At 62.8% G+C, this 22874-nt stretch carries 19 protein-coding genes; 9 read left to right on the top strand and 10 right to left on the bottom strand.

What is annotated here, in order from left to right; genetic code table 11:
* Positions 1–54 precede the first annotated feature (54 nt).
* From FG13_RS22155 to FG13_RS22140, 4 genes are all read left to right on the top strand, one after another.
* Positions 55–2439 (top strand): acyl-CoA dehydrogenase, encoded by a 2385-nt coding sequence (locus FG13_RS22155; RefSeq protein ID WP_051959351.1) that lies wholly within the window; start codon positions 55–57, stop codon positions 2437–2439.
* A gap of 180 nt (positions 2440–2619) precedes the next feature.
* Entirely contained in the window at positions 2620–3561 is a 942-nt protein-coding gene (locus FG13_RS22150) for a hypothetical protein (protein WP_035824389.1), read from the top strand.
* Between the two features lie 129 nt (positions 3562–3690).
* On the top strand, positions 3691–5052 hold the full coding sequence (gene trhP / locus FG13_RS22145) for a prephenate-dependent tRNA uridine(34) hydroxylase TrhP (RefSeq protein ID WP_035824385.1): 1362 nt from the start codon (positions 3691–3693) through the stop codon (positions 5050–5052).
* A gap of 183 nt (positions 5053–5235) precedes the next feature.
* Entirely contained in the window at positions 5236–6483 is a 1248-nt protein-coding gene (locus FG13_RS22140) for a DUF819 family protein (protein ID WP_035824382.1), read from the top strand.
* Between the two features lie 85 nt (positions 6484–6568).
* Here FG13_RS22140 and FG13_RS30190 read toward each other — a convergent pair whose 3' ends face one another.
* Entirely contained in the window at positions 6569–7165 is a 597-nt protein-coding gene (locus FG13_RS30190; protein WP_152598831.1) for a hypothetical protein, read from the bottom strand.
* A gap of 262 nt (positions 7166–7427) precedes the next feature.
* Between FG13_RS30190 and gdhA the strand changes: the two genes are divergently transcribed.
* A complete protein-coding gene (gene gdhA, locus FG13_RS22135) occupies positions 7428–8771 on the top strand; it encodes an NADP-specific glutamate dehydrogenase (RefSeq protein WP_035824380.1) in 1344 nt (447 codons plus the stop codon).
* A gap of 112 nt (positions 8772–8883) precedes the next feature.
* Here gdhA and FG13_RS22130 read toward each other — a convergent pair whose 3' ends face one another.
* Entirely contained in the window at positions 8884–9441 is a 558-nt protein-coding gene (locus FG13_RS22130; protein WP_035824378.1) for a flavin reductase family protein, read from the bottom strand.
* A 175-nt stretch (positions 9442–9616) separates the two neighbouring features.
* Here FG13_RS22130 and FG13_RS22125 point away from each other — a divergent pair, with 175 nt between their 5' ends.
* The gene (locus FG13_RS22125) at positions 9617–10246 is read left to right on the top strand and encodes a head GIN domain-containing protein (RefSeq protein ID WP_035824377.1); all 630 of its coding nucleotides are present in this window, start codon (positions 9617–9619) and stop codon (positions 10244–10246) included.
* 42 nt (positions 10247–10288) lie between these two features.
* Positions 10289–11089 (top strand): enoyl-CoA hydratase, encoded by an 801-nt coding sequence (locus FG13_RS22120; protein ID WP_035824375.1) that lies wholly within the window; start codon positions 10289–10291, stop codon positions 11087–11089.
* 1 nt (position 11090) lies between these two features.
* On the opposite strand, the gene FG13_RS22115 is transcribed toward FG13_RS22120, so the two are convergent.
* The 7 genes from FG13_RS22115 to FG13_RS30525 all read right to left on the bottom strand — a co-directional run bounded on the left by FG13_RS22115 (position 11091) and on the right by FG13_RS30525 (position 18755).
* Entirely contained in the window at positions 11091–11828 is a 738-nt protein-coding gene (locus FG13_RS22115) for an AIM24 family protein (RefSeq protein ID WP_035824373.1), read from the bottom strand.
* Positions 11829–11831: 3 nt separating this feature from the next.
* On the bottom strand, positions 11832–12443 hold the full coding sequence (locus FG13_RS22110) for an AIM24 family protein (RefSeq protein WP_235211788.1): 612 nt from the start codon (positions 12441–12443) through the stop codon (positions 11832–11834).
* 47 nt (positions 12444–12490) lie between these two features.
* The gene (locus tag FG13_RS22105; RefSeq protein ID WP_081922678.1) at positions 12491–13144 is read right to left on the bottom strand and encodes an AIM24 family protein; all 654 of its coding nucleotides are present in this window, start codon (positions 13142–13144) and stop codon (positions 12491–12493) included.
* Between the two features lie 81 nt (positions 13145–13225).
* Positions 13226–14194 carry an IS1595 family transposase gene (locus FG13_RS22100; RefSeq protein ID WP_035824369.1) on the bottom strand — a complete coding sequence of 323 codons (969 nt, stop codon included), beginning with the start codon at positions 14192–14194 and terminating at the stop codon, positions 13226–13228.
* A gap of 142 nt (positions 14195–14336) precedes the next feature.
* Positions 14337–17501, bottom strand: a complete 3165-nt coding sequence (locus FG13_RS31200; protein ID WP_035824365.1) for a S8 family serine peptidase — start codon at positions 17499–17501, stop codon at positions 14337–14339.
* A 1-nt stretch (position 17502) separates the two neighbouring features.
* Complete coding sequence (locus FG13_RS22090; RefSeq protein WP_200880305.1) at positions 17503–18318, bottom strand: NF038120 family PEP-CTERM protein; 816 nt, start codon at positions 18316–18318, stop codon at positions 17503–17505.
* Positions 18319–18446: 128 nt separating this feature from the next.
* The gene (locus FG13_RS30525) at positions 18447–18755 is read right to left on the bottom strand and encodes a hypothetical protein (protein ID WP_161784203.1); all 309 of its coding nucleotides are present in this window, start codon (positions 18753–18755) and stop codon (positions 18447–18449) included.
* Between FG13_RS30525 and FG13_RS22080 the strand changes: the two genes are divergently transcribed.
* The gene (locus FG13_RS22080; RefSeq protein ID WP_051959349.1) at positions 18754–19662 is read left to right on the top strand and encodes a histidine kinase; all 909 of its coding nucleotides are present in this window, start codon (positions 18754–18756) and stop codon (positions 19660–19662) included. The genes FG13_RS30525 and FG13_RS22080 overlap by 2 nt on opposite strands.
* Positions 19659–20318, top strand: a complete 660-nt coding sequence (locus FG13_RS22075) for a response regulator (protein ID WP_235211787.1) — start codon at positions 19659–19661, stop codon at positions 20316–20318. Before FG13_RS22080 ends, FG13_RS22075 begins: the two co-directional genes overlap by 4 nt.
* On the opposite strand, the gene FG13_RS22070 is transcribed toward FG13_RS22075, so the two are convergent.
* On the bottom strand, positions 20315–22801 hold the full coding sequence (locus FG13_RS22070; protein ID WP_035824352.1) for a TonB-dependent receptor: 2487 nt from the start codon (positions 22799–22801) through the stop codon (positions 20315–20317). The two genes, FG13_RS22075 and FG13_RS22070, sit on opposite strands and share 4 nt — an antisense overlap.
* Positions 22802–22874: the final 73 nt, after the last annotated feature.

Below are 22874 nucleotides of genomic sequence, written 5' to 3'. Positions count from 1 at the left end.
AGTAACATCGGCCGCATCGGACTACCCTGTCCTCATTACACAGGGAGATATCGCATGCTGACGATCATATTGATGCTGGCCCTGCTGGGCCTGGTTGCACTGTTCGCGCCCGGCCCCGTGCGCCGCGCCCTGATTACCCCACACCTGCTGGCCTTGTTCAAGCGCATCTTGCCGACGATGTCCGACACGGAACGCGACGCGCTCGAAGCGGGCACCACGTGGTGGGATGCCGAGCTGTTTTCCGGCAAGCCCGACTGGCCAAAACTGCTGGGCTATGGACGCGCTGCGCTCACGGCCGAAGAGCGCCACTTTCTCGAGCATGACGTCGAGCGGCTGTGCGAACTGGTCAACGACTGGGAAACGCAGCAGGCGCAGGATTTGCCGCCGCAAGCCTGGGACTACATGAAAAGCCAGGGTTTCCTCGGCATGATCATCCCGAAGCAGTACGGCGGCAAGCAGTTCTCCGCCTACATGCATTCCCAAGTGGTGATGAAGCTGTCGAGCCGCTGCTCGGCGCTGGCCGTGACCGTAATGGTGCCCAATTCGCTGGGGCCGGCTGAACTGTTGTTGCACTACGGCACCGAAGAACAGAAAAACCATTATCTGCCGCGCTTGGCCGCCGGTACGGAGATTCCCTGCTTTGCCCTGACCAGCCCGTACGCGGGTTCCGACGCGGCCGCCATTCCCGACCTGGGCGTCGTGTGCATGGGCATGCATGAGGGCCGCGCTACCCTGGGTTTCCGCCTCAGCTGGAACAAGCGCTACATCACCCTGGCGCCCGTGGCGACCTTGCTGGGCCTGGCATTTCAGACCAGCGATCCCGAACATCTGCTGTCCGACAACGATGCGCCCGGCATCACCTGCGCGCTGATCCCCGCCAGCCACGACGGCGTGGTGATCGGCCGCCGCCATCACCCCTTGAACGCCGCCTTCCAGAACGGCCCCACGTCCGGTCAAGATGTGTTCATCCCCATCGACTGGGTCATCGGCGGCCAGGCGCAAGTGGGCAAAGGATGGCGCATGCTGATGGAATGCCTGGCGGCCGGGCGCGCCATCTCTCTGCCCTCGTCCAGCGTGGGCATGGGCAAGATGGCCGTGCGCGGCACCGGCGCGTATGCGGCCGTGCGGCGCCAGTTCAACATGCCGATCGGCAAGTTCGAAGGGGTGCAGGAAGCGCTGGCCCGCATGGGCGCCAACCTGTACCTGATGGATGCGGCCCGCACCCTGGCCGCGCACGCCGTCGACCTGGGCGAAAAGCCGGCCGTCATTTCCGCCATCGTCAAATATCACGTCACGGAACGGGGACGCGCGCTCGTCAATGACGGCATGGACATTCTCGGCGGCAAGGGCATCTGCGTGGGACCGAACAATTTCCTCGCCAGTGCCTACCAGCAAATCCCCATCGCCATCACGGTCGAAGGCGCCAACATCCTCACGCGCAGCCTGATCATCTTTGGCCAGGGCGCCATCCGCGCCCATCCATATGTGCTCAGGGAAATGGCCGCCGTCAGCGAAAGCGACGGCCGCAAGGCCCTGCGCGATTTCGATGCAGCCTTCTTTGGCCACGTGGGCTTTGTGCTGGGCAACCTGGCCAGGGGATTGTGGTACGGACTGGGCGGCGCGCGCCTGGCGGCCGCGCCCGACGCCGGCGCGCCCGCACTGGCGCCCTATTACCGCGCGTTGACGCGGCTGTCGACGGCGTTTGCCGTCATGACGGATATGTCGATGTTCGTGCTTGGCGGCGAACTCAAGCGCCGCGAACGGCTGTCCGCCCGGCTGGGCGACGTGCTGGCGCAACTGTACCTGGCCTCGTCCGTGCTGAAACGCTACGAGGATGATGGCCGGCCCGAGCCCGATCTGCCCTATGTGCACTGGTCGCTGCAGGATACGCTGGTCAAGGCGCAGCAGGGTTTGACGGGCGTGCTCGACAATTTCCCGGCGCGTGTGCTGGCCATGCTGCTGCGCACCCTGCTGTTCCCGTTTGGCCTGCCCCATCGTCCACCGTCCGACGAACTGGGCAGTGAAGTGGCGCTGGCCCTGCAAACGCCGGGCGCCGACCGCGAACGCCTGCTGGCCGACGGCCATGTGGCCAGCGACGCGGCAGATCCCGTGGCCTGCGCCGAACGGGCGCTAGCCCTGCTGCCCGACATCCTGCACATCGAGAAACGCTTGAAGGATACACCCGAAGGCGCGGCCCTGCGGCACCTGCCGCAAAGCCTGTCCGCCATGCAGCAGTGGCTGGCGACGGCCAAGGCGGCAGGCTCGGTCAGCTGCCAGGAGCACAATACCTTGCTGGAAGTTGCGCGCCTGGTCGACGGTTTGATACAGGTCGACGATTTTGCGCCGGAGACGATGCGACAGGCACATGGCAGTGACACCAGCCCGATCGTGCATGTCCTTGGTGGAGAATCTCCTGCTGGTGAAAACCGTGCCGCCTAACTGGAAAATCTTCTTTCTGGCTATTGGGCACTAATGATGCGGACAAATAGTCTAATTGCCCGACTGCGCCGGTTTTTATGTTGAAATCCAACTCAAGGATTCCTTTAGCGACATACCCAGGGGCACAATCCTCAAGGTGGCAGCTAGAATGATTGCTCGAGGCCAACAAAAGGAACTGTAATGGGTATCAAAATGAACACAGCACTCGACAGTGCTGGCATTGAATGGACCGCCGAAATTTATTCGAAGGGAAAAGGCACGGAGCCCCTTCGTTGCTCCCATTGCTCTGTTCACGTCACCCATCAGAATGCACATACGCGGGAGCGGGACGACAAACCTTATCTGGTATCTGCTTATTTCCGTTTGCTTCCTGGCGGCCATCATGCAGAAGGATGCAAGCATGCCATCAACGACAAGGTCAAATCGATAGCAAACGAATCGACGGGGCTCTTTGAAAGCATCCGCAATGGCCAATACCGGCTGCGCCTGGTCATGATCAGAGACGCATTGTCAGAATTGAGCAAAAAAGCAACGAATAGTGACGAAAAATCTGCAAACGGCAGTAGCAAAACATTTGAAAGTTCACGAGGAAAACTTCCCGCCTATATCAACTCGGCCAAGCGTGTGCTGCAATTACGTGCACTCTGCGATGAGGACGAAGAGATTGCGATGTATCTGGAATTGATATTCGAAGGTAACACGACCGTACCATGGTCTCATTTCTATTTCGAGACAGAGCGCCATCTTGATGCCTACAGAAATGCGATACGCAATACAGTACAACACCCTATCGCCTTGCATGGCACGGTCAAATCGAAGCGCATTGGCATAGGCAAGAATCAAACAAGCAATGTATTGAACCTCACAAAAAACAAATACCTTGCGGATGCCAATGATCCGGAAATTGGTATCGGCGTCGAAGCCAGTGTCTGGTGCGAGAGTGCTGACTGGCTGGCAAAACTCAATACTGGTGATGAGGTTGTAGTCTTCGGTATGTGGAAGGCAAAAGCAGGAGAGATATTAGCGTCGAGCAAACCGGAGCAGTACCGATTCAAATCATTCATTACTCATAAACTATCGCTCTGGCCAGCTCTCGCGACACAAATTACACGCGTATCTTAGTTAAAAACGACTGTCTGTTTCGACGCAGGAAAATGCATTCCCATGGTGTCGAATTAGTGCAATTTCTTGACGTTAGGCAATGCAATATGGGGCCAGCCAGCATAAGATCGCCGGCTTTGCCCATCCCCCATGCGCCACGCTCCCGAACTCCTCCTGCCTGCCGGCTCCCTGGCCAAGATGCACGCCGCCTTCGATTTTGGCGCCGACGCCGTCTATGCGGGCCAGCCGCGCTACAGCTTGCGCGTGCGCAATAACGACTTTTCGACTTTGCAAGCCTTGCAGGAAGGCATTGATGGCGCGCATGCACGTGGCAAGCAATTCTTTGTCGCCAGCAATATCTTCGCCCACAACGCCAAGCTGAAAACGTATTTGCGCGACATGGAGCCGGTGATCGCCATGCGCCCGGATGCCTTGATCATGGCCGATCCCGGCCTGATCATGATGGTGCGCGACAAATGGCCGGACGTTCCCGTGCACCTGTCGGTGCAGGCGAACGCCGTCAACTGGGCCGACGTGAAGTTCTGGCACCGCATGGGCTTGACGCGGGTGATTTTGTCGCGCGAGCTGTCGCTCGACGAAATCGAGGAAATCCGCCAGCGCTGCCCGGAAATGGAACTGGAAGTATTCGTCCACGGCGCCCTGTGCATCGCCTATTCGGGCCGCTGCCTGCTGTCCGGCTATTTCAACCATCGCGATCCGAACCAGGGCACGTGCACAAATTCCTGCCGCTGGGATTACAAGGTGAAAAACGCGTCCGAAGACGCCAGCGGCGACCTGGGCGGCATGCAGGTGGTGCCGCTGGAATTTCACCAGGCGCTGGCCGAGGCCGACAATAACGCGTTTTCCGCCCTGCATCAGCAGCCGCGCCACCCGCTGGCCGATCAGCCATACTTCATCGAAGAAGCCCAGCGTCCGGGCCAGTTGATGCCGATCCTCGAAGACGAGCACGGCACCTACATCATGAATTCGAAGGACTTGCGCGCCGTCGAGCATATCGAGCGCCTGGTGAAAATCGGCGTCGATTCGCTGAAAGTCGAGGGCCGCACCAAGTCGCTGTACTACGCGGCGCGCACGGCGCAAGTCTACCGCCAGGCCATCGATGACGCCGTCGCGGGCCGCCCCTTCGACATTGGCCTGCTGGGCCAGCTGCAAGGCCTGGCCAACCGCGGCTACACGGACGGTTTCTATCAACGCCACCACACGCAGGCACACCAGAACTACATGCGCGGCGCGTCCGAGGCCGACCGCAGCCAGTACGTGGGCGACGTGCTGGGCGTGACGGACGGCTGGGCGCGGGTGGACGTGAAAAACCGCTTTGCCGTGGGCGACCGCATCGAGGCCGTGCATCCGGGCGGCAACCGCGACTTCACCATTACCCGCATGCTCAGCGACGACGGCAGCGAGATCCAGGTGGCGCCCGGCAGCGGCCACTTCGTGCGCATCGAACTCGACGGTGCTCTCGACAAGGCCTTGCTGGCGCGCTATTTGTAACCGCCAGTCTGCTGCGCCAGGTGGCGCAGCAGTTTCCAAGTGTTTGATTTGACAAGAAAAATCCCTGCTGGCATTACCTAAATAATTTGTTTAGGCTTCAACATTGCTATACGATACGGCCACCCGCGCCCGGGGGCCAGATCGGCATCCCGTGCGTCCCTGACACGTTCACCGGAATCCCCGATGCCACCTGCCACACCCGCCCTGATCACCAATGACGCCGTCGTCCTCGGCCTGCTCGCCATGACCCTGGGGGCCGTCTTCTGGAGCGCCTCCCGCCCCGACGGCTTCTGGAAAAAGTTCTACACGTACATTCCTTCCCTGCTGATGTGCTATCTGATCCCGGCACTGCTCAACACCTTCGGCATCATCGACGGCAACGCTTCCGGGCTGTACGCCGTGGCGCGCGATTACCTGCTGCCCAGCGCGCTGGTGCTGCTGTGCGTGGCCATCGATTTCGGCGGCATCATTCGCCTCGGCCCCAAGGCCATCATCATGTTTTTGACGGGCACGCTGGGCGTCATGCTGGGCGCCCTCGTCTCGTTCGAAGCCTTACGTTTGATCCACCCGGAAACAGTGGCGGGCGATACGTGGCGCGGCATGACGACCGTCGCCGGCTCGTGGATAGGCGGCGGCGCCAACCAGGCGGCCATGAAGGAAGTGTTTGAAGTGGATGCCACGTTGTTCGGCCAGTTCGTCGCCGTCGACGTGCTGGTGGCCAACGTCTGGACGGCCGTGCTGCTGTTCCTGGCCGGCCGCGCGGGCGCCTTCGACCGCTGGACCGGTGCCGATTTGTCCGCAATCAATGCGCTCAAGGACAGCATCGAAAGCTACCGCGCCCAGCACGCGCGCGTGGCCAATCTGACCGACATCATGATCATCCTCGGCGTGGGCCTGGGCGTGACGGGCCTGTCGCACTTCCTGGCCGGCCCCATCATCAGCTGGATCACCACCCTGCCCGCAGCATGGCGCTTGCAGGATTACAGCCTGACGTCGAACTTCTTCTGGATCGTCGTGCTCGCCACCACCTTCGGCTTGCTGCTCAGCTTTACCAAGGCGCGCAGCCTGGAAGGCGCGGGCGCCTCGACCATCGGCTCTGCCATGCTGTACGTGCTGGTGGCCACCATCGGCATGCACATGGACCTGAAAGCCCTGTTCGACAAGCCATTTTTGTTCCTGCTGGGCCTGATCTGGATCGCCGTGCATGGCGGCCTGATGCTGCTCGTCGCCAAGCTGATCCGCGCACCGCTGTTCTTCATGGCCGTCGGATCGCAAGCCAATATCGGCGGCGCCGCTTCCGCCCCCGTCATCGCCAGCGCCTTCCACCCGGCCCTGGCCCCCGTCGGCGTGCTGCTGGCCGTGCTCGGCTACGCGCTGGGCACCTACGGCGCCTACATCACGGGGCTGATTCTGCGCAGCATGGCGGGGTGACGCTCCTGGCAGCATAGTGACGACAACGCCAGCCTTCGGGCTGGCGTTGTCGTTTATGGGCTACGCAAGGTGGGCGACGGGGACGTCACTTGGTCGGGCACTTGCCATTACGGCACATGTAAAAAGCCGCTTTCAGTTTGCACTCGGATACACTGAGAAACAGGGGAGCAAGACCTTGCTCATCGGTAATGCCTGTTTGATCGTATCCGCAACCTGTCACGTGATAATGCATGCCGGCCACGCCCGAGCCGTCCGTCGGGCGCAACAATTGAGGACTGAGGCCATATGGCCCGCTTCCCACCACCCGCACAAATCGCATGCGCTCGGGAGTGATGGGAAATGATGCCCGTATGAATCCGGATCGCCCATGCGCATCTGTCACACCTTTCAGTGTGGTGAGAAATGGTGTTTCTGAGGCTGCCGATTTTGACGGTGCATAGATGTCGAGTGAATACGGTGTATTGACGAGAATTGCTTTCGTCTCAGTATCGAGCAGTTGAAAATGGCATCCATACGCACCCTCCCCCGCCATGGGCAAGCCATCGACTGGCGTCGGCCTGCATTCATAGCTTGAGGCCGATGCTACCACTGGCACTGTCTTTGTTACGCATCCGGAAAGCATGTGCGCGCAAAGCAAGGCGATGACGATAGGCGCGCTTTTAGTGGCAAGACACTTGAACATAAGGATTCCCCCATTCAAAGTTGGCAAACAGCAAGTCATTCTTGCCTGACTACCCACAGGAGTGATTGGGATCTGTCAATCTTTCAATAAATAAACAATTCTTAAAAACCACCAGAGCACTACCTGTTTTACCGCGCCGGCCAGCTGGAAAATGCGCCCCAGAATGTAGCAGAAACCCCTCAAAACCAAATTTTCGCACCATTTTCGCGCAAAATCTGCGATGATAGTTGCCCAAATAACCGATTACCTCCATGGAATTCTGATGAAATACGCATCTGCTCACGAGTATGTCCAGCATGTCGCCGCACGCAATCCAGGTCAACCCGAGTTTCTGCAAGCCGTCACCGAAGTCATGGAGAGCTTGTGGCCGTTCCTGGAACAGCACCCGAAATACGCGGAACAAGGCTTGCTAGAACGCTTGATCGAGCCGGAGCGCGTGGTGATGTTCCGCGTGTCGTGGGTCGATGACCATGGGCAAGTACAAGTCAATCGCGGCTACCGCATCCAGCACAGCATGGCCATCGGGCCGTACAAGGGCGGCATCCGCTTCCACCCGTCCGTCACCTTGTCCGTGCTGAAATTTCTCGCCTTCGAACAGACGTTCAAGAATGCGCTGACCACGTTACCGATGGGCGGCGGCAAGGGCGGTTCCGATTTCGATCCGAAGGGCAAGAGCCCGGGCGAAGTGATGCGTTTCTGCCAGGCCTTCGTCAGTGAACTGTTCCGCCACGTGGGTTCGGACACGGACGTGCCGGCCGGCGACATCGGCGTGGGCGGGCGCGAAGTGGGCTATATGGCCGGCATGATGAAAAAGCTCAGCAACCGCGCCGACTGCGTGTTCACGGGCAAGGGCGCCAGCTTCGGCGGCTCGCTGATGCGTCCTGAAGCGACGGGCTACGGCACCGTGTATTTCGCCGAAGAAATGCTGAAAACGCGGGGCCGCTCCTTCGAAGGCATGCGCGTCTCCGTGTCCGGCTCGGGCAACGTGGCGCAATATGCAGTGGAAAAGGCCATGGCGATGGGGGCGAAAGTCATCACCGTCTCCGATTCCAGCGGCACCGTCATCGATGAAGACGGCTTTACGCCGGAAAAGCTGGCCATCCTGATGGAGGTCAAGAACCATTTGTATGGCAGGGTCAGCGACTACGCCGCGCGCATGGGCGTGCGCTTCGAGGCGGGCGTGTCGCCATGGCATGTGCCGGTCGACATCGCCCTGCCCTGCGCCACGCAAAATGAACTGAACATCGACGATGCGCGCACCTTGATCGCCAATGGCGTGCAATGCGTGGCCGAAGGCGCCAACATGCCCACCACCATCGAGGCCGCCAAGGCGTTCGAAGCGGCCGGCGTGCTGTATGCGCCGGGCAAGGCCAGCAACGCGGGCGGCGTGGCCACGTCGGGCCTGGAAATGAGCCAGAACGCGGCCCGCATTTCCTGGCCGCGCGAAGAAGTCGATGCGCGTTTGCTGCAGATCATGCAAGGCATCCACGCCGCGTGCAAGCAATACGGCACGCGCGCCGATGGCACGGTCAGCTATGTGGATGGGGCCAATATCGCCGGCTTCGTCAAAGTAGCCGATGCGATGCTGGCGCAGGGGGTGATCTGACCGCAGCTTGGATGAGGTGTAGGTCGGATTAGCGCGCAAGCGCGTAATCCGACGCCATCGTTGGCACGGCTGGTGGTGGTGTCGGATTACGGCGCCTTGCGCCTAATCCGACCTACGACATCTCCGGCTTCATCAAACTCTTGCGGCTGATCGTGCGGCCCGACACCATGAACTCGCCGTTGCCGCGGTAATGTAACGTTTCCGGCAGCTTGGGCGACGTAGCCACGTGGGCTTTCACGCACTCGAAGATGAAGAAGCCGCCTTTCGGATTGCCCGACACCTGCGCCAGCTTGCATTCGAAGTTGGCGTAGCACTCGGCGATCAGGGGCGCGCCCACCTGCTCGGCCGGCTGGGGCGTCAGGCCGAAGGCCGCAAACTTGTCCGTGTCTTCGCCGCTGCAGTTGCCGATGGCGACGACCTGGTCGACCAGGTCGGCCGTGGGCAGGTTGATCACGCACTCCATGCTGCGCTTGATCATTTCATAGCTGTGGTTCGCGTCGGAAATGAAGCAGCCCAGCAAGGATGGTGTGAACTCCATCAGCATGTGCCAGGCCATGGTCATGACGTCGCTTTCGCCCTGCCACGTTGAACTGACCAGCACCACGGGCCCCGGTTCGAGGAAGCGCCGGATATCGGCGACGGGATAATCTTCTTTGTGGTAATTTTTCATCTGGTCTCCAGGACGCGGTACGCCACAGCATAGCCCAACGGCGCCTTGCCGGGCGCGCGGCTGGCCAGCGGCGCCGTGTCATCCGCGCCGCGATTTGTGCAGTTCATCGCAAATTTCTCCCCAATGGAGATGTTGCACAATAGAATACACTGATCAACTACTCAAGGAAACCGCCATGCGCCCTCTGTTCCTGTTGTCAGTCCTGTCCCTCGCCTGCCTGTCCACTCTCGCGCATGCCGACGAGCAAACCCGCACGGTAGCCGCCTTCAACGCCATCGATATCCGCGGCCCCATCAGCATCGAAGTCGAATCGGGCAAGGAACAAAGTCTGCTGCTGCGCGGCGACCAGAAATTCCTCAGCGGCGTGATCACGGAAGTGGTCGATGGCGAGCTGAAAATTTCCATGAAGGACAAGGACATCAAGAAAACGGATGGCGACCCGCGCATCATCATCACCATGCCCACCTTGCGCAAGCTGATCGCGGAAGGCGCGGGCGAGAAGATATTGACCAAGCTCAATGGCCCAAGAGTCGACATCAGCTACAAGGGCGCGGGCCGCCTGGCCGCCGATGGCCAGGTCGACTGGCTGCGCCTGAAGGCGCAAGGCGTGGGCGAAGTCGATACGAAAGCCTTGCTGGCGAAAAACGTCGACGTCAATTTCGAAGGCATCGGCTCCGTCAAGGTGTATTCCTCGGGCGAACTGAACGCCGTGGTGCGCGGCATGGGCGAACTGACCTATTACGGCAAGCCGAAGATCGTGCACAAATCGATCGCCGGCATCGGCAGCGTGAATGCCGCCAAGTAAGATTTCCTAGTACAACAGGGCCATCAGGCCACTGGAGACCGCATGACCGCAACACATGACACGCAAGCACCGCTGGTGCTGCGCGAAGACGAGGGTGGCCTCGTCACCCTGCGCCTGAACCGTCCGCTGCAATTCAATGCCCTGTCGGAAGCCATGCTGACCGCGCTGCAGACTGAACTCGACCTCATCGCCGGGCAGTCGCACGTGCGCTGCGTGGTGCTGGCCGCCGAAGGCAAGGCCTTTTGCGCGGGCCACGATTTGCGCCAGATGCAGGCCACGCGCCAGCTTGCGTATTATCAAACCCTGTTCGCGCAATGTTCGCGCGTGATGCAAGCCATTCAAACCTTGCCCGTGCCCGTGATTGCCCGCGTGCATGGCATCGCCACGGCGGCCGGCTGCCAGCTGATCGCCAGCTGCGACCTGGCTGTGGCGGGCGCGTCCGCGCGCTTTGCCGTCTCCGGCATCAACGTGGGCCTGTTCTGCGCCACGCCATCCGTGGCCCTGTCGCGCAATGTGTCGCCCAAGCGGGCCTTCGACATGCTGGTGACGGGCCGCTTCATCGACGCCGACACGGCCGCCGACTGGGGCCTGATCAACGAAACGGTGGCCGACGCGGCGCTCGACGAGGCCGTGGCGCGTCTGGCGCAGCAGATCATGGCGAAAAGCCCGACGGCCATCCGCTACGGCAAGCAGATGTTCTACCGGCAGCGCCAGCTGCCGCTGGACGAGGCATATGCGTATGCGGGCGACGTGATGGCGCGCAATATGATGGAAGAGGATGCGGATGAAGGCGTCACCGCCTTTTTGGAAAAGCGGCCGCCCCGCTGGGCGGCCGTCAAGTAGCTTAACGTTCCTGCTTCAGCTGCTGCTGGACGGACAGACTCAAGGTGCCCAGGTCTTCCTTGCCCAGCATCGGCAATTGCGCCAGCAGATTGGCCAAGGCGGAACTGCCCGTCACGTCCAGCTCGGACGACTGCACCAGCACCGTGCCGGCGCCCGTGAAGTCGATCTGCTTTTCCTCGCCCGACAGGGTAAAACCCGTGAGCGCGCCGGCGGCCGAAGCCCAGCCCTGCACGTGGGCGTAATCGTAGTGGTACGAGGGGCTGGGGCAATCGGCCCAGCCCAGCACGGCCTGCTCGTCCACGCGGCACGGCAGTTCCAGGAAATGCACGGGGCCGTTCGACGAGGCGATCACCTTGCCCGTACCGATCATCGTCAGATAACCGGGCAAGGTCGATTCCTGGCAAATCACATCCTTGGTAAAACCCAGCAGGTTTTTCGCGCGGATGGTCATGTTGGCGTTGTCCAGGTCGTAGCACGCCAGGTCGTTGCCGTTGTCGCCGAGGATCAACTGGCCCTGGCCTTGCGCGACGACAAAGTGGTGGATGTATTTCGGCGCGTTGAAGGCATTGCGCACGATCAGGTCGAGCACGCTGCTGCCCATGGCTTCGAAGCGCAGTTCGCCATAGAAGGCAATCATCTTGCCCTTGCGAATGAAGATCTGCTCCTTGACGTCGATGACATACGAAAAACGGTTCAGGTTATCGTTCTTCGGCAAGGTATCGGGGTTGTAAATCGTCATGGCTTACCTTTCGCTCGCTTGGATGTAGACCGTGCCCTGGCCCGTAAACTTCACCTGGTACGATTCGCCGGACGCCTGGCCAACGAAGGTTTTCCAGTTCAAGTCCGTGACGATGGTCGAGCTCAGCTGCCCCGTGTGGCCGATATACGCTTGCGGGTCGACAAACACGGGCACGTCCGGCGTGACGGGCAAGCCGATGGCGTTACCGTCGGACAAAATCGCCACGTCGCCCGTGCCTTGCAAGGTGGTGGTAAACAGACCCTGGCCGGAAGCCATGCCGCGCACCACGCCCTGCACACCGCCCTGGTTGCCGAGGAACATGGTGCCGGCCGTCAGGCGCGCATCGAAGGCCAGCAGGGAATCGCTTTCCACATAGAAAGTTTCGCCGCGCACGGGGACGATGGTGACGAACAGGCCGCCTTGCGCGTAAAACACGCTACCCGTGCCACGCGCCGACATCATGGCGTAGCCTTCGTTCGTGACGGCGCGCATGGCCAGGCTTTGCACGCCCTGGCCGGCCAGGAAGGAGCGGCTGAACGCCACGTCGCCCTGGTAGGACACCATGGCGCCCTTGCGGGCGAACACTTCTTCATTGCCGAGTTTAACCTCAAGCATCTTTTCATTGATCTGCTGATAGACAGGCATCGCGGGTCCTCGCTAACTTAACGTTCGGCGGGCTGGATGAACACCACGCCCTGGCCTGTGAATTTGTGCTGGTACGATTCGCCCGAGCTCTGGCCGATCATCGTGCGCCAGTTGACATCAAAAACGAATTCCTGGCGGATATCGCCCTTGAAGCCGACAAAGGCGTCCGGGTCCACGCGCAGCGGGTGCGCCGGCGTCACTTCCAGCATGATCAGGTTGCCGCGCGAAATGACGGCCAGGTTGCCATGGCCTTCGACGGTGGTGGAAAACAGACCCTGGCCCGAGCTGGCGCCGCGCAAGCCCGCAAAGCTGGTGCCCGTCTTCAGGCTCGTGTCGTAAGCCAGCAGGCTGCTGCTTTCGATGGTCAGCTTTTCGCCGGCCAGCGCCATGACGGTGATCTCGGCCGCATTCTGCGCGAAAAACACGGTGCCCGTGCCGGCGGCCTGCATCACCTGCATGCCTTCGTTCGTCACCTTGCGCTTGAGCGCGCCGAAGAGGCCCTCGCCACCGAGCAGGGACTTTTCAAATTTGATGGCGCCCGTGTAGGCGACCATCGCGCCGGCAATCGCCAGCACTTTTTCATCCTGCAGGCGCACTTCCAGCAGGCGGTCGGTATTGGTGCGGAAACTGGTCACGCGCGACTCCCCAAGAATGCCAGGCCACAAAGCCATGGCTATCCGACAAGATACCGTTGGCTTTACCGCCATGCAAGTGCTATTCCTCCCGAACGGGGGGGCGTGCATAAAAAAAGGCTATGTCACCGTCAGATGAGGGAATGCTCCGAGCGTTGCTTTCAATAATGTTTCTGGTGAACGGATGCGCCTGGCGTCGAGGATCCAGCGCCATCCCAAGTAGTTCGGCAAGTAGCGCGTCGCCACGCCGTGAAAGGGCTGCAGCCACTCGCGCAATCGGCTGTGATACGCGTTAACGTTCTGCACGTGGGCGGCGCCCTGCACGCGGATACCGGCGCGCAAGTTGACGGCCTGGTGGCTGATGCCCGCTTCCCTCGCAAAGGCCCGGTAGGCGGCGTGGCCATCGGTCACCAGCAGCACGTCCTTGTCGATAACGGGTAACAAGCAATGATGCAGCTGCGCTTTCGTCAATGCCCCTTTTCCCGTGACAAAATCGAGCGTCTGCCCCGTGCGGTCGCGTGCCACCAGGATGCAGACCTGTTCATTGGAAATGCCGCGCTTGTGGGCATGGCCTCCCCGGTGGCGGGCTGGACGCGTCATGTTTCTGGATCCCTTTTCCGATTCCAGCAGATATAGCTCGTCTGCCTCGGCGATACCATGCAGACCATGCGGCCGGTCCGTTTTTGCCAACGACAAAAACCGGTGGCGCCAGCGGAACGTGGTGTTGCGGTGCACGCCTAACTGTAACGCCGCCTTGCGCACGGAATCCGATGCCAGCAGGCAATCGGTGTAGTCGAGCCACAAGGTTTTATGGCGCAAGCGGGCCAACGGCGTGCCGGTGAGTGCATTGAAGGTGCGACCGCAGGGCACGCAGCGGTAGCGCTGCAGGCCGTGCGCATGGCCGTGCCGGTGCAAGTGCACCGAGTGGCAGGCGGGACAGGCCAATCGCAACTGCGCCACACTTTCCAGCAGCGCGACGGTCGCGTCGTGTGGAGAGTTACCTCGCAGCAGGGCAATGCCCGCCTGGCGCTGGCGCTGGCTCAAATGAGCAAACTGCGCGATAAAACTGATCCATTCGGCTGGCCGCATGATCTTCTGCTCCCTGTAAGGTGAGTATGCAGAGTCAGACAGCACGGCCACAGGAAGATTCCGACATTTCCCTACTTGCCGATGACAGAGCCTAAAAAAAAGCGTGCCCGGAGGCACGCCTTGCGTTCACACAATGAACGGTTTATTCCGCCAGCACAGGCCTGGCGCCGCGCGCGTTCTGGAACAGCGGCACGGGATCATTGGTATTGACCTCGACCACCGTCACGCCCTGCACCACGCCAGCCACCTGGTAGCCGACGGCGCCCAGGTGGCGCGTGCCTTCGGCCAGGTTGGACCAGCTCAGCGAGACGGTTGCCGTGCCGCCCGTGTAGGCCGTGCCCGGCATCAGCGCCTTGAAGCCGCCATTCGACAAGCCCGGCGCCAGCACCCACGACGACAAGGTGTAGTCGGCCTGGCCGTTTTGCGGCGCGAAACCGATCACGCACACCTTGTAGGTGCCGGCGGCCGGCAGACGCAGTTCCACCTGCTCATTGGAACTTTCATTGCCGCTGCTGCCGACCAGCACATTGGCGGCGTTGTAGACCTCCATGTCCATGTCGGTATTCGCGCCGCCCGTCGTTTCCGCATCGTAGGTAGCAAAGCGCGCGGCCAGGGTGCCGGCCGGGATCACCACGTTGTGCACGTTCACACCCGTGGCGCCGCCCGCCTTGCAGGCAGCCGATGCGGCAGCGCCCGTCGCCGCCTGGCCGATCGTGCGCGCCTGGCGCACGGCTTCGACCATTCCCGACTTGACGCCGACCAGCGGGCCCGAGAAGCCCGTGCCCAGGGTCAGCACCTTGCTGCCCGTGGCCGCTTCGCTGCTGACCAGTGGAATGGCGGCCAGCGCGGTGCCGCGCGCCGTCAGCGGGCTGCGCACCGTGTGCGTGCCATCCGTCCAGCTCAGGGCGCCGTAGGTCCAGGTATTGGCCGGCGCCGTGGTGCGCGTCAGCTTGACCTGGTACTGGCCCTTGGCGCCCGGCGCCAGGCTCAGGCTCGTTGGCGTCACCGCCACCGTATAGCCTGGCAGGCTGGCCGAGACGTTGTAGACGGCGCTGCTGGCGCCCACGTTGGTCACCGTGCGCGTCAGGGTTTGCGTACCCAGCACGTTGGCCGCCGTCAGCGATGCCAGGTTCAGGTTGTAGGCAGCGATGCCGCCGATGGCCTGGCACGTGGCGGCGCTGTAGACCTTCAGGTTCAGGCCGCACAGGAAGCGAGCATAGTCGATTTCCGACATGTCGTACACGAGGCCCGGATCGGCCGCGCTGTTCGGCGCGATGTGGCCGGCGCCCTGGCCCCATGGCAGCTGGCCCGAGTTCTTCGCCGTGGCATCCCACGACACGGAACCGTTCAAGCCATCCGAATAGGTGCTGAAGGCCGTCGTCATCAGCGCCGACTTGATGGCCGCGGGCGACCAGTCCGGATGCTGCTGCTTGAGCAATGCCGCCACGCCGGCCACGTGCGGGCTGGCCATCGAGGTGCCGGAATAGAAATCCCACTCGGCCGCTGGCGCCACGCCGCCTGCCGCCACGGCATCGCGCTGCGCCTGCGTCAGGTCGGCCGTCACGCCGGCCAGCACGTTGGTGCCGGGCGCCGAGAGATCCGGTTTCAGGATGTTCGCGTTGGCCACGTTCGGCCCGCGCGAGGAACGGTCGCTGACGATCGGCGCCTGCACCGTGGTGTCGGGGATCGTATGGACTTCACCCAGCGCCGCCGTGCCATCGGGCGTCGCGGCCATGAAAGCCTTCAGCGCGTCGCCCTGCGCCTGCGCCAGGTGCACGGTCGACAGCACGTGTGCCTGGTTGATGATGGTGTTGGCGCCGCCGGCCACGTTGGCGATGATCACGCCCGCCGCACCGGCCGTCCTGGCATTCGCGCTCTTGTTGACCAGCACGTTGCCGCCACGGTCGCACACGAGGATCTTGCCTGCCACTTTCGCCGGATCCAGATACGCCGAGGTGGCATCGGCCACGCCGAAGCAGCGCAGCAAATTCAGGTCCGTCGGCAGCACGCCGGCCAGGCCCGCGTCGCGCGACTGGATCAGCGGCAGCGCCGGTGTATTCGCATTGCTCGATGCGCCTTCCAGCTTGCTGCCATTGCTGAGAATGACGTTGGCCGCGTACAGGCGGTTGTGGGTGGAATTGGCGACCGTTGCCAGCCACGGGCTGATGTGCGACACCGGCGCCGGCACGTCTGGTGCGGGCGTGGCCGGGCCGGAATTGCCGCCCGACGTGGCGACAAACACGCCGGCTGCCGCCGCGCCGAGGAAGGCGACTTCCGTCGGTTCGTCGAAGGCACCGCCGCCCGCGTTCGGGCCGATGGAGAAGTTGATGACGTTGACGCCGTCCTTGACCGCCTGGTCGATGGCGGCCACGCTGTCGGCCGTGGCGCAACCATTGCGGCCCGTCGATGCGGCCGTCCAGCAGACCTTATAGGCGGCGATGCGGGCGCGCGGCGCCATGCCGGACGCCTTGCCCAGCGACACGCCATTCGAGGTGGCCAGGGCGCCATTGTTGCCGCCGGCCGTGGACGCCGTATGCGTGCCATGGCCGCCGTGTCCCGTCAGGCCGGCGACGGAATCGCGCGGCGACAAAAATTCCGTCCAGTGCAGTGCCGACGTGGCCGCGCGGTAGTAGCGCGCGCCGATCAGCTTGTTGTTGCAATTCTCGGCGGAAAATCCTTCGCCCGTCTGGCAAGTACCCTGCCAGCTGGCCGGCGGCGCGCCGTACACGACATTGCCGCCGCTGTGGCTGGGCACGCCATTTTCGTCGAGACGGTCGGCAAAGGCCGTGTTCTCGGGCCAGATGCCGCTGTCGACGATGCCGATGATGATGTCTTCACCGGCGTGCGCCTTGCCGCCCAGCTGCTCCCAGATGCCGCCCGGCTTGTCCAGGCCCAGGAAGCTGGGCGTGTAGCTGGTGTCGAGCTGCAGGATGGAATCGGCGCTGATGCTGGCCACGCCGCTGTTTTTCTTCAGGGCCCGCACTTCATCGTCCGTCAGCAAGGCGGAAAAGCCGTTGAAGACGACGCTGTACTGGTGCGTGATTTGCGCCGCGCTGACGGTGCCGGCCACGGCGGCCTGTTTGGTGTCGAGGTAGCTCAAATAGGCCTGCACATCGGCGGCGCCCACGTTGATGCGCGCGCCCGGCGCCGGCTTGGTGGCGGCCAGGCCGTCGACCTGGCCCGTGTAGGTGGCGGCCGGCTTGTCGACCAGCTGCACGATGTAGGAACGGCGTTCCTGCGCCTGCGCCGCTTGCGCCAGGCTGGCGGCCAGCAGAAGGATGCCGAGTGAAACGGGACGTAATCTCATCTCACGCTCCTTGCACGGTGGAGGCGGCGAACTTGCCGCTGCGGCGGCGCGACAGCATGCCGATGGCGCCCAGGCCGACCAGCATCAGCATGTAGGTCGACGGTTCCGGCACGGCGCTGACATTGATATTGTCGAGCGCAAACTGGCCCTGGTTAAAGGCGGGGAAATCGATGGAATTGCTGCATGCGCCCGTGTCATTGAAAATGCAGGCATTGAAGGTCAGGCCCGTAAACGCGTAGTTGCTGAAACCGCCCAGCAGGGAAGCGCTCTGGAAAAAGTAATTGCCATCGCTGCCCTGGCCGGGAAACGCCAGCGAGGTGCTGATCACCTGGCCGTCGCTGAGGGTGCCGCTCAGCTGCAGCTGGCCCCAATTCTGGTTCGGCAAGCCGGAGACAGGCGCGATGAAGGAATAATCGAAACCGGCCAGGGTGAATGCCTGGTGGTCGGCACGCGCGAAGTTCACGCCGCCATCGTTGAGGATAGCCAGGTAGTTGCCGGTAGCGCCCTGCGGGCAGGCGGCGATATCGCACGACGAACCCGCGCGGCCATCGAGAATGGCGCCCACGCCGCTGACGCCGCCGCCGGCCGCCGTGGTCGGATCGGCCAGGAACAGCAGGTTGTAGCTCGACGTATTGAGCGTCTGGCCGCTTTCATACACGTCGGGGCGCAAGTTGTCGAAGGTCAGGACACCGGCCATGGCCGGCGCCGAGGCCAGCACGGACAAGGTGGCCAGCGCGGCAAGGACGGTGGCGCGACCGCGGGTAGCGGATGTATTGGCGGTGGCGGGCGATACCCGCGCATGTGATGAACGATGCATTCTATTCCCTTGATTGTTGTGGATAGATAGGTCGGCAGGTCTGGCGCCCGCTTTCAGCTTTTTCACAAAAGTGTCAACAAATATAGCAAATCGCATAAAACAAATAGCATATTTTTAATATCATTTATTTATTTTTTATCTAACTCCGCGAAACTTTGTTTTGTTTTATCTATGAAAGTTTGAGGAATCTCAACGTTACATTTGAACAACAATGCTTCGCACTGCAGGCGCATGGGCCAGCGCGCCGGCGCGACTTCGGATAAGCTCGAAAACCGCGCCTGCCGCGTCGTCATCCCCGTCACATCGCGGTACACCTGTTCCATCCTGGAACACTTGCCTGCCCCCGCCGCCCCGGCGATCCGCCCCTTCTGCCCCTGCGCCGATGGCATGAAGCTTGCACAACAAGGACATCTACCGTGCTCAGGGAGCAGCATCATGGAACACTACCAACTGGCCGGCAGCGGCCGCTCGAACACGCGGCAGGCCTGGCGCCTCCTGCTGTGCTGCACGCTGACGCTGGCTTTTTTTCTGCTGGCCGCCAGGCTGGATCTGGCAGAACGGCTGACGCAGTCACTCTGGCGCCAGGAGCACTGGCAACTCGATGAACTGGCCCTGAGCCTGCTGGTGCTGGCGCTGGCGCTGGCCGGCTTCGCCGTGCGGCGCGGACGCCAGGTGGCGCTGCTGCTGGCGCAGAACCGCGCCCTCACGCAGCGTCTGCTGCACGCGCAGGAAGAGGAGCGCTGCGCGCTGGCGCGCGAGCTGCACGATGAAGTGGGACAAGACTGCACGGCCATCCGCGCCGCCGCCAGCTACATCCTGCGCGCGCGCGACGGCGACCAGGCGAACGTGCAGGCGTGCGCCGCCAGCATCGCGCGCTCGTCGGAAGCGCTGCATGCGATGGTGCGCACGATGCTGCGCCGGCTGCGTCCGCCCGTGCTCGACAGCCTGGGCCTGGCGCCGGCCCTGCAGGCGCTGTGCGACAGCTGGGCCCAGCAGCACGGCATCGCTTGCCATTTCGCGCCGCAGGCCATCCCCGACAGCCTCGACGACTGCACCGCCACCGCCATCTACCGCCTGGTGCAGGAAGGCTTGACGAACGTGGCGCGCCACGCGGGCGCCGACCGGGCCACGGTGGAACTGCGCGCCGATGCGCACGGCGTGCTGCACCTGGCCATCGAAGACAATGGCCGGGGTTTATGCCCGGACAAGACGCCAGCAGATGGCTTCGGCATGCTGGGCATGCGCGAAAGAGTGGCCGGCCTGCGCGGCCATATCCGCTGGATCAGCGCGCTGGGCAACGGCTTGCGCATCGAAGTGGCCCTGGCGGCACGGTGCGCGGCATGAACGCGGCCATGACCCCGATCCGCGTGATGCTGGTCGACGACCACCCGGTGGTGCGCACCGGTTACCGGCGCCTGCTGGAACAGGGCGGCGACATCGCCGTCGTGGCCGAGGCGGGCAATGGCGAAACGGCGTATGGTTTGCATCTGGAGCACGCGCCCGACGTCTGCGTGACGGATTTGTCCATGCCCGGCATCGGCGGCCTGGAATTGCTGCGCAAGCTGCTCGCCCGCGACGCCGGCGCCCGCGTGCTGGTGTTTACCATGCACGACACGCCGCAGCTGATCGCGCGCGCGTTTGACGGCGGCGCCTGCGGCTTCGTCAGCAAGCAGGCCGACCCGGAACACCTGGTCGACGCCGTGCGCGCCGCCCATGCGGGCCGGCGCTACCTCGATCCGCACAGCGCGCCCGGCGTGCTGCAGGGCACGGCCCGCTGGGAGGCGGAACGTTTGAGCAGCCTGAGCCAGCGCGAATTCGAAATCTTCCGCCTGCTGGCCGAAGGCCGCAGCGCCGCCGACTGCGCCCGCCTGCTGCACCTGAGCAGCAAGACGGTGGCCAACCACCAGACTTGCATCAGGGAAAAGCTCGACGTGCCCGGCCCCGCCGCTTTGGTGCACCTGGCCTTGCGCAATGGCGTCATCGAACAGATCCACCCTTAAAACACGTAGCGCAAGCCCGCACTCACGCTGCGCGGCGCGCCGGCCGCATAAAAGGTCGCGTTAACCATCGGATATTCTCCGTTCACGGCCGGCAGTGGCCGGGCGGCGAAATTGCCGTTGGCGTCGAAACCCGTCGCGCCCAGCTGGGCCGCCGTCGCATAGTTGCGGTCGAACAGGTTATTGATTTGGGCGAACACGCTCAGCTGACGTGTCAGCTGATATTTTCCATTAAGTTCAAAGACCGCGTAACCGCCGCTCTTGCCCGCGCCCAGGTACGCTGGCCCGCCCGCCTGGTGCGCATTGTTTTCATTGCCGCGCGCATAGGCACTCGACACGGCCGTCATGGCCAGGCCCACCGTCCAGTCGCGCCCGCCCTCATAATCCACGTGCGCTTTGAAAATATGGCTCGGTGTCAAAGGAATGCGCTTGCCCGGCGTGATGACGATATTGCCTTCCAGGCCGGGCGCGTCCGCGTCGCTGCTGCTGTTGGCGCTGCCGTTGACGGTTTCGCGGCTTTGATACGTCGCCTGCAACCACGTGTAGTTGACGCCGAAGTCCAGCGCGCCCGCCTTGCCGTCCAGCGCCAGCTCGGCGCCCTGGTGGCGCGTCTTGCCGAAATTCTTGAAGTAGCCGAAACCGGCCTGGTTGTCGGCGACGAACAGGATGTCGTCGTGGTTTTCCGCGCGGAACAGGCCCGCGCTCCAGCGGACCAGCTCGCCCCACTGGCCGCGCACACCCGCTTCCCACGTCTTCGTCACCACCTGTTTCAAGGGAGGGTCGCCGGCCATGGCGTTGGGTAGGCGGCACGGGTTTTCCGGGTCGGCGCAGCCAAGCTCGATGGCCGTCGGCGTGCGGCTGCCTTCGTTGTAGCCGAGATAGGCGCTGGCACCTGCGGCCGGCGCGTAGGCCAGGCCGATGGCGGGGTTGAAGCGGCTGAAACGGTGGTCGCCATCGAGCGAACCGCTGCCGCCGCCGGGCGTGATGGCGTCGCGGTTGCGCACCGTGCTGCGGTTGTAGCGGCCGGAAACAGTCAGGGTCAAGTCTTGCTTGAGCGCAATGCTGTCGCTCGCATACACGCTCCAGGTGCGCATGCGCCCGCTCAAGTCGACCCGGTTGTCCACTGGCGTGCCGTCGTCGTCGATCTGCGTGCCGTCGGCAAAGAAGTCGACGGGTGTGATGCCGCGGTCCGGGTTCAGGTAGCCGAACTGGCTGGTCTGGCGGAACGTGGCGTGGCTCGTGTCATAGGCGGCGCCGGCCGTGACGGCATGGCGCGCGCCCGCCAGGTCGGCCAGCGCCGTGAACTGGCCGGAGAAGCCATAGTTTTCCTGCTCGGTATGGCTGCGGTTGATCATGCCATTGCATTTTTCGGCCGGCTCATCGTTCAGCAGCACGTTGGCTATGCAACGCCATTTCGGAAACGGTGTATTGCCCGCATTCGCCCCACTGGCGGGAAAACCCGTGTAACCGGCCGCCGCCAGGGCCGCGCGCTCGGCCGCGCCGGGCTGGTAGACGGACTGATCGAGCGACTCGTCGTTCAGATCGCCATTGAAAGTGTGCGTATCGATCTTGCGGAAGTAGACATTGCCGGACAAGAGCAGGGCAGCGCTGGCCTGGTGCTTGCCCGTCAGGTTCAGCAAGGTCGACCTGTTTTGCGTCAAGTCCGGCTTGGTGTAGACGCTGCGGTAGTCGCGCGCCAGCATGCGCTGTTCCTGCAAGCCGTTGCCCGTCAGCGCATTGTCCGCGTGGGCCACGGTGACGGCAATGTCCGTGCGCGCATCGCTCCAGCCCAGCTTGCCAAACAGCTGGCGCACGTCGGAAGGGGAATCGTCGCGCCAGCCATCTTCCTTGAAACGGTTGCCCGTCACATACCAGTGCCAGCCTTGCGCATTGCTGCCGCCATGCTCGAACTCGACGCTGCGGCGTTGATCGGAACCCAGGCGCGCCTCGACGGCGGTGCCGGGATTGCTGCGGCCATCCTTGGTCTGCAGGGCCAGCGCGCCGCCCAGGGTATTCAAGCCGAACAAGGGGTTCGAACCGGGCATCAGGGTCAGCGATTTGATGGCCATGCGCGGTATCAAGTCCCAGCTGACGACGTCGCCAAACGGCTGGTTCAGGCGCATGCCGTCCAAGTACACGGACAGGCCCTGCGGCGTGCCCAGCAGCGGCGACGCCGTATAGCCGCGGTAGCTGACGTCGGGCTGGAACGGATTGTTCTGCACTTCGTTCACGACAACGCTGCCCAGGTTGCGGCGCAGGAAGGCGGAAATATCGAGCGCGCCGCTGCGGGCAATCTGCTGCGCGCTGGCCGTCTGCACGGGCGCGGCGAACGTGTCGCTCGCCTGCTCCACGGTGGGCAGCGGCATGCTGCCCGTGATGATGACGGTGGGCAAGTCGCCCGCTGCGGTCAGGCTGGCACCAGCAGGTTCAGCAGCCTGCGCCTGGCACAGCGCCATGGCCGCGGCGGCGAATAAAGTCAGTTTCATGCTATCCCCGTTTTATCATGGTTTTTATGTCTGTCCAGTATCGGACAGCCACCATCGATGAACTAGGGAAAAA

Origin of the sequence: Janthinobacterium sp. RA13 (assembly GCF_000745325.1) — a bacterium.
Taxonomy (GTDB): Bacteria; Pseudomonadota; Gammaproteobacteria; order Burkholderiales; family Burkholderiaceae_D; genus Janthinobacterium; species Janthinobacterium rivuli.
This window is presented reverse-complemented; position numbering and strand designations above follow the sequence as displayed.

Excerpts from the sequence above, each read along its gene's own strand:
- FG13_RS22155 (WP_051959351.1), top strand. The coding sequence starts at position 55 with ATGCTGACGATCATATTGATGCTGGCCCTGCTGGGCCTGGTTGCACTG.
- FG13_RS22150 (WP_035824389.1), top strand. The coding sequence starts at position 2,620 with ATGGGTATCAAAATGAACACAGCACTCGACAGTGCTGGCATTGAATGG.
- trhP (WP_035824385.1), top strand. The coding sequence starts at position 3,691 with ATGCGCCACGCTCCCGAACTCCTCCTGCCTGCCGGCTCCCTGGCCAAG.
- FG13_RS22140 (WP_035824382.1), top strand. The coding sequence starts at position 5,236 with ATGCCACCTGCCACACCCGCCCTGATCACCAATGACGCCGTCGTCCTC.
- FG13_RS30190 (WP_152598831.1), bottom strand. The coding sequence starts at position 7,165 with ATGTTCAAGTGTCTTGCCACTAAAAGCGCGCCTATCGTCATCGCCTTG.
- gdhA (WP_035824380.1), top strand. The coding sequence starts at position 7,428 with ATGAAATACGCATCTGCTCACGAGTATGTCCAGCATGTCGCCGCACGC.
- FG13_RS22130 (WP_035824378.1), bottom strand. The coding sequence starts at position 9,441 with ATGAAAAATTACCACAAAGAAGATTATCCCGTCGCCGATATCCGGCGC.
- FG13_RS22125 (WP_035824377.1), top strand. The coding sequence starts at position 9,617 with ATGCGCCCTCTGTTCCTGTTGTCAGTCCTGTCCCTCGCCTGCCTGTCC.
- FG13_RS22120 (WP_035824375.1), top strand. The coding sequence starts at position 10,289 with ATGACCGCAACACATGACACGCAAGCACCGCTGGTGCTGCGCGAAGAC.
- FG13_RS22115 (WP_035824373.1), bottom strand. The coding sequence starts at position 11,828 with ATGACGATTTACAACCCCGATACCTTGCCGAAGAACGATAACCTGAAC.
- FG13_RS22110 (WP_235211788.1), bottom strand. The coding sequence starts at position 12,443 with ATGCTTGAGGTTAAACTCGGCAATGAAGAAGTGTTCGCCCGCAAGGGC.
- FG13_RS22105 (WP_081922678.1), bottom strand. The coding sequence starts at position 13,144 with ATGGCTTTGTGGCCTGGCATTCTTGGGGAGTCGCGCGTGACCAGTTTC.
- FG13_RS22100 (WP_035824369.1), bottom strand. The coding sequence starts at position 14,194 with ATGCGGCCAGCCGAATGGATCAGTTTTATCGCGCAGTTTGCTCATTTG.
- FG13_RS31200 (WP_035824365.1), bottom strand. The coding sequence starts at position 17,501 with ATGAGATTACGTCCCGTTTCACTCGGCATCCTTCTGCTGGCCGCCAGC.
- FG13_RS22090 (WP_200880305.1), bottom strand. The coding sequence starts at position 18,318 with ATGCATCGTTCATCACATGCGCGGGTATCGCCCGCCACCGCCAATACA.
- FG13_RS22080 (WP_051959349.1), top strand. The coding sequence starts at position 18,754 with ATGGAACACTACCAACTGGCCGGCAGCGGCCGCTCGAACACGCGGCAG.
- FG13_RS30525 (WP_161784203.1), bottom strand. The coding sequence starts at position 18,755 with ATGATGCTGCTCCCTGAGCACGGTAGATGTCCTTGTTGTGCAAGCTTC.
- FG13_RS22075 (WP_235211787.1), top strand. The coding sequence starts at position 19,659 with ATGAACGCGGCCATGACCCCGATCCGCGTGATGCTGGTCGACGACCAC.
- FG13_RS22070 (WP_035824352.1), bottom strand. The coding sequence starts at position 22,801 with ATGAAACTGACTTTATTCGCCGCCGCGGCCATGGCGCTGTGCCAGGCG.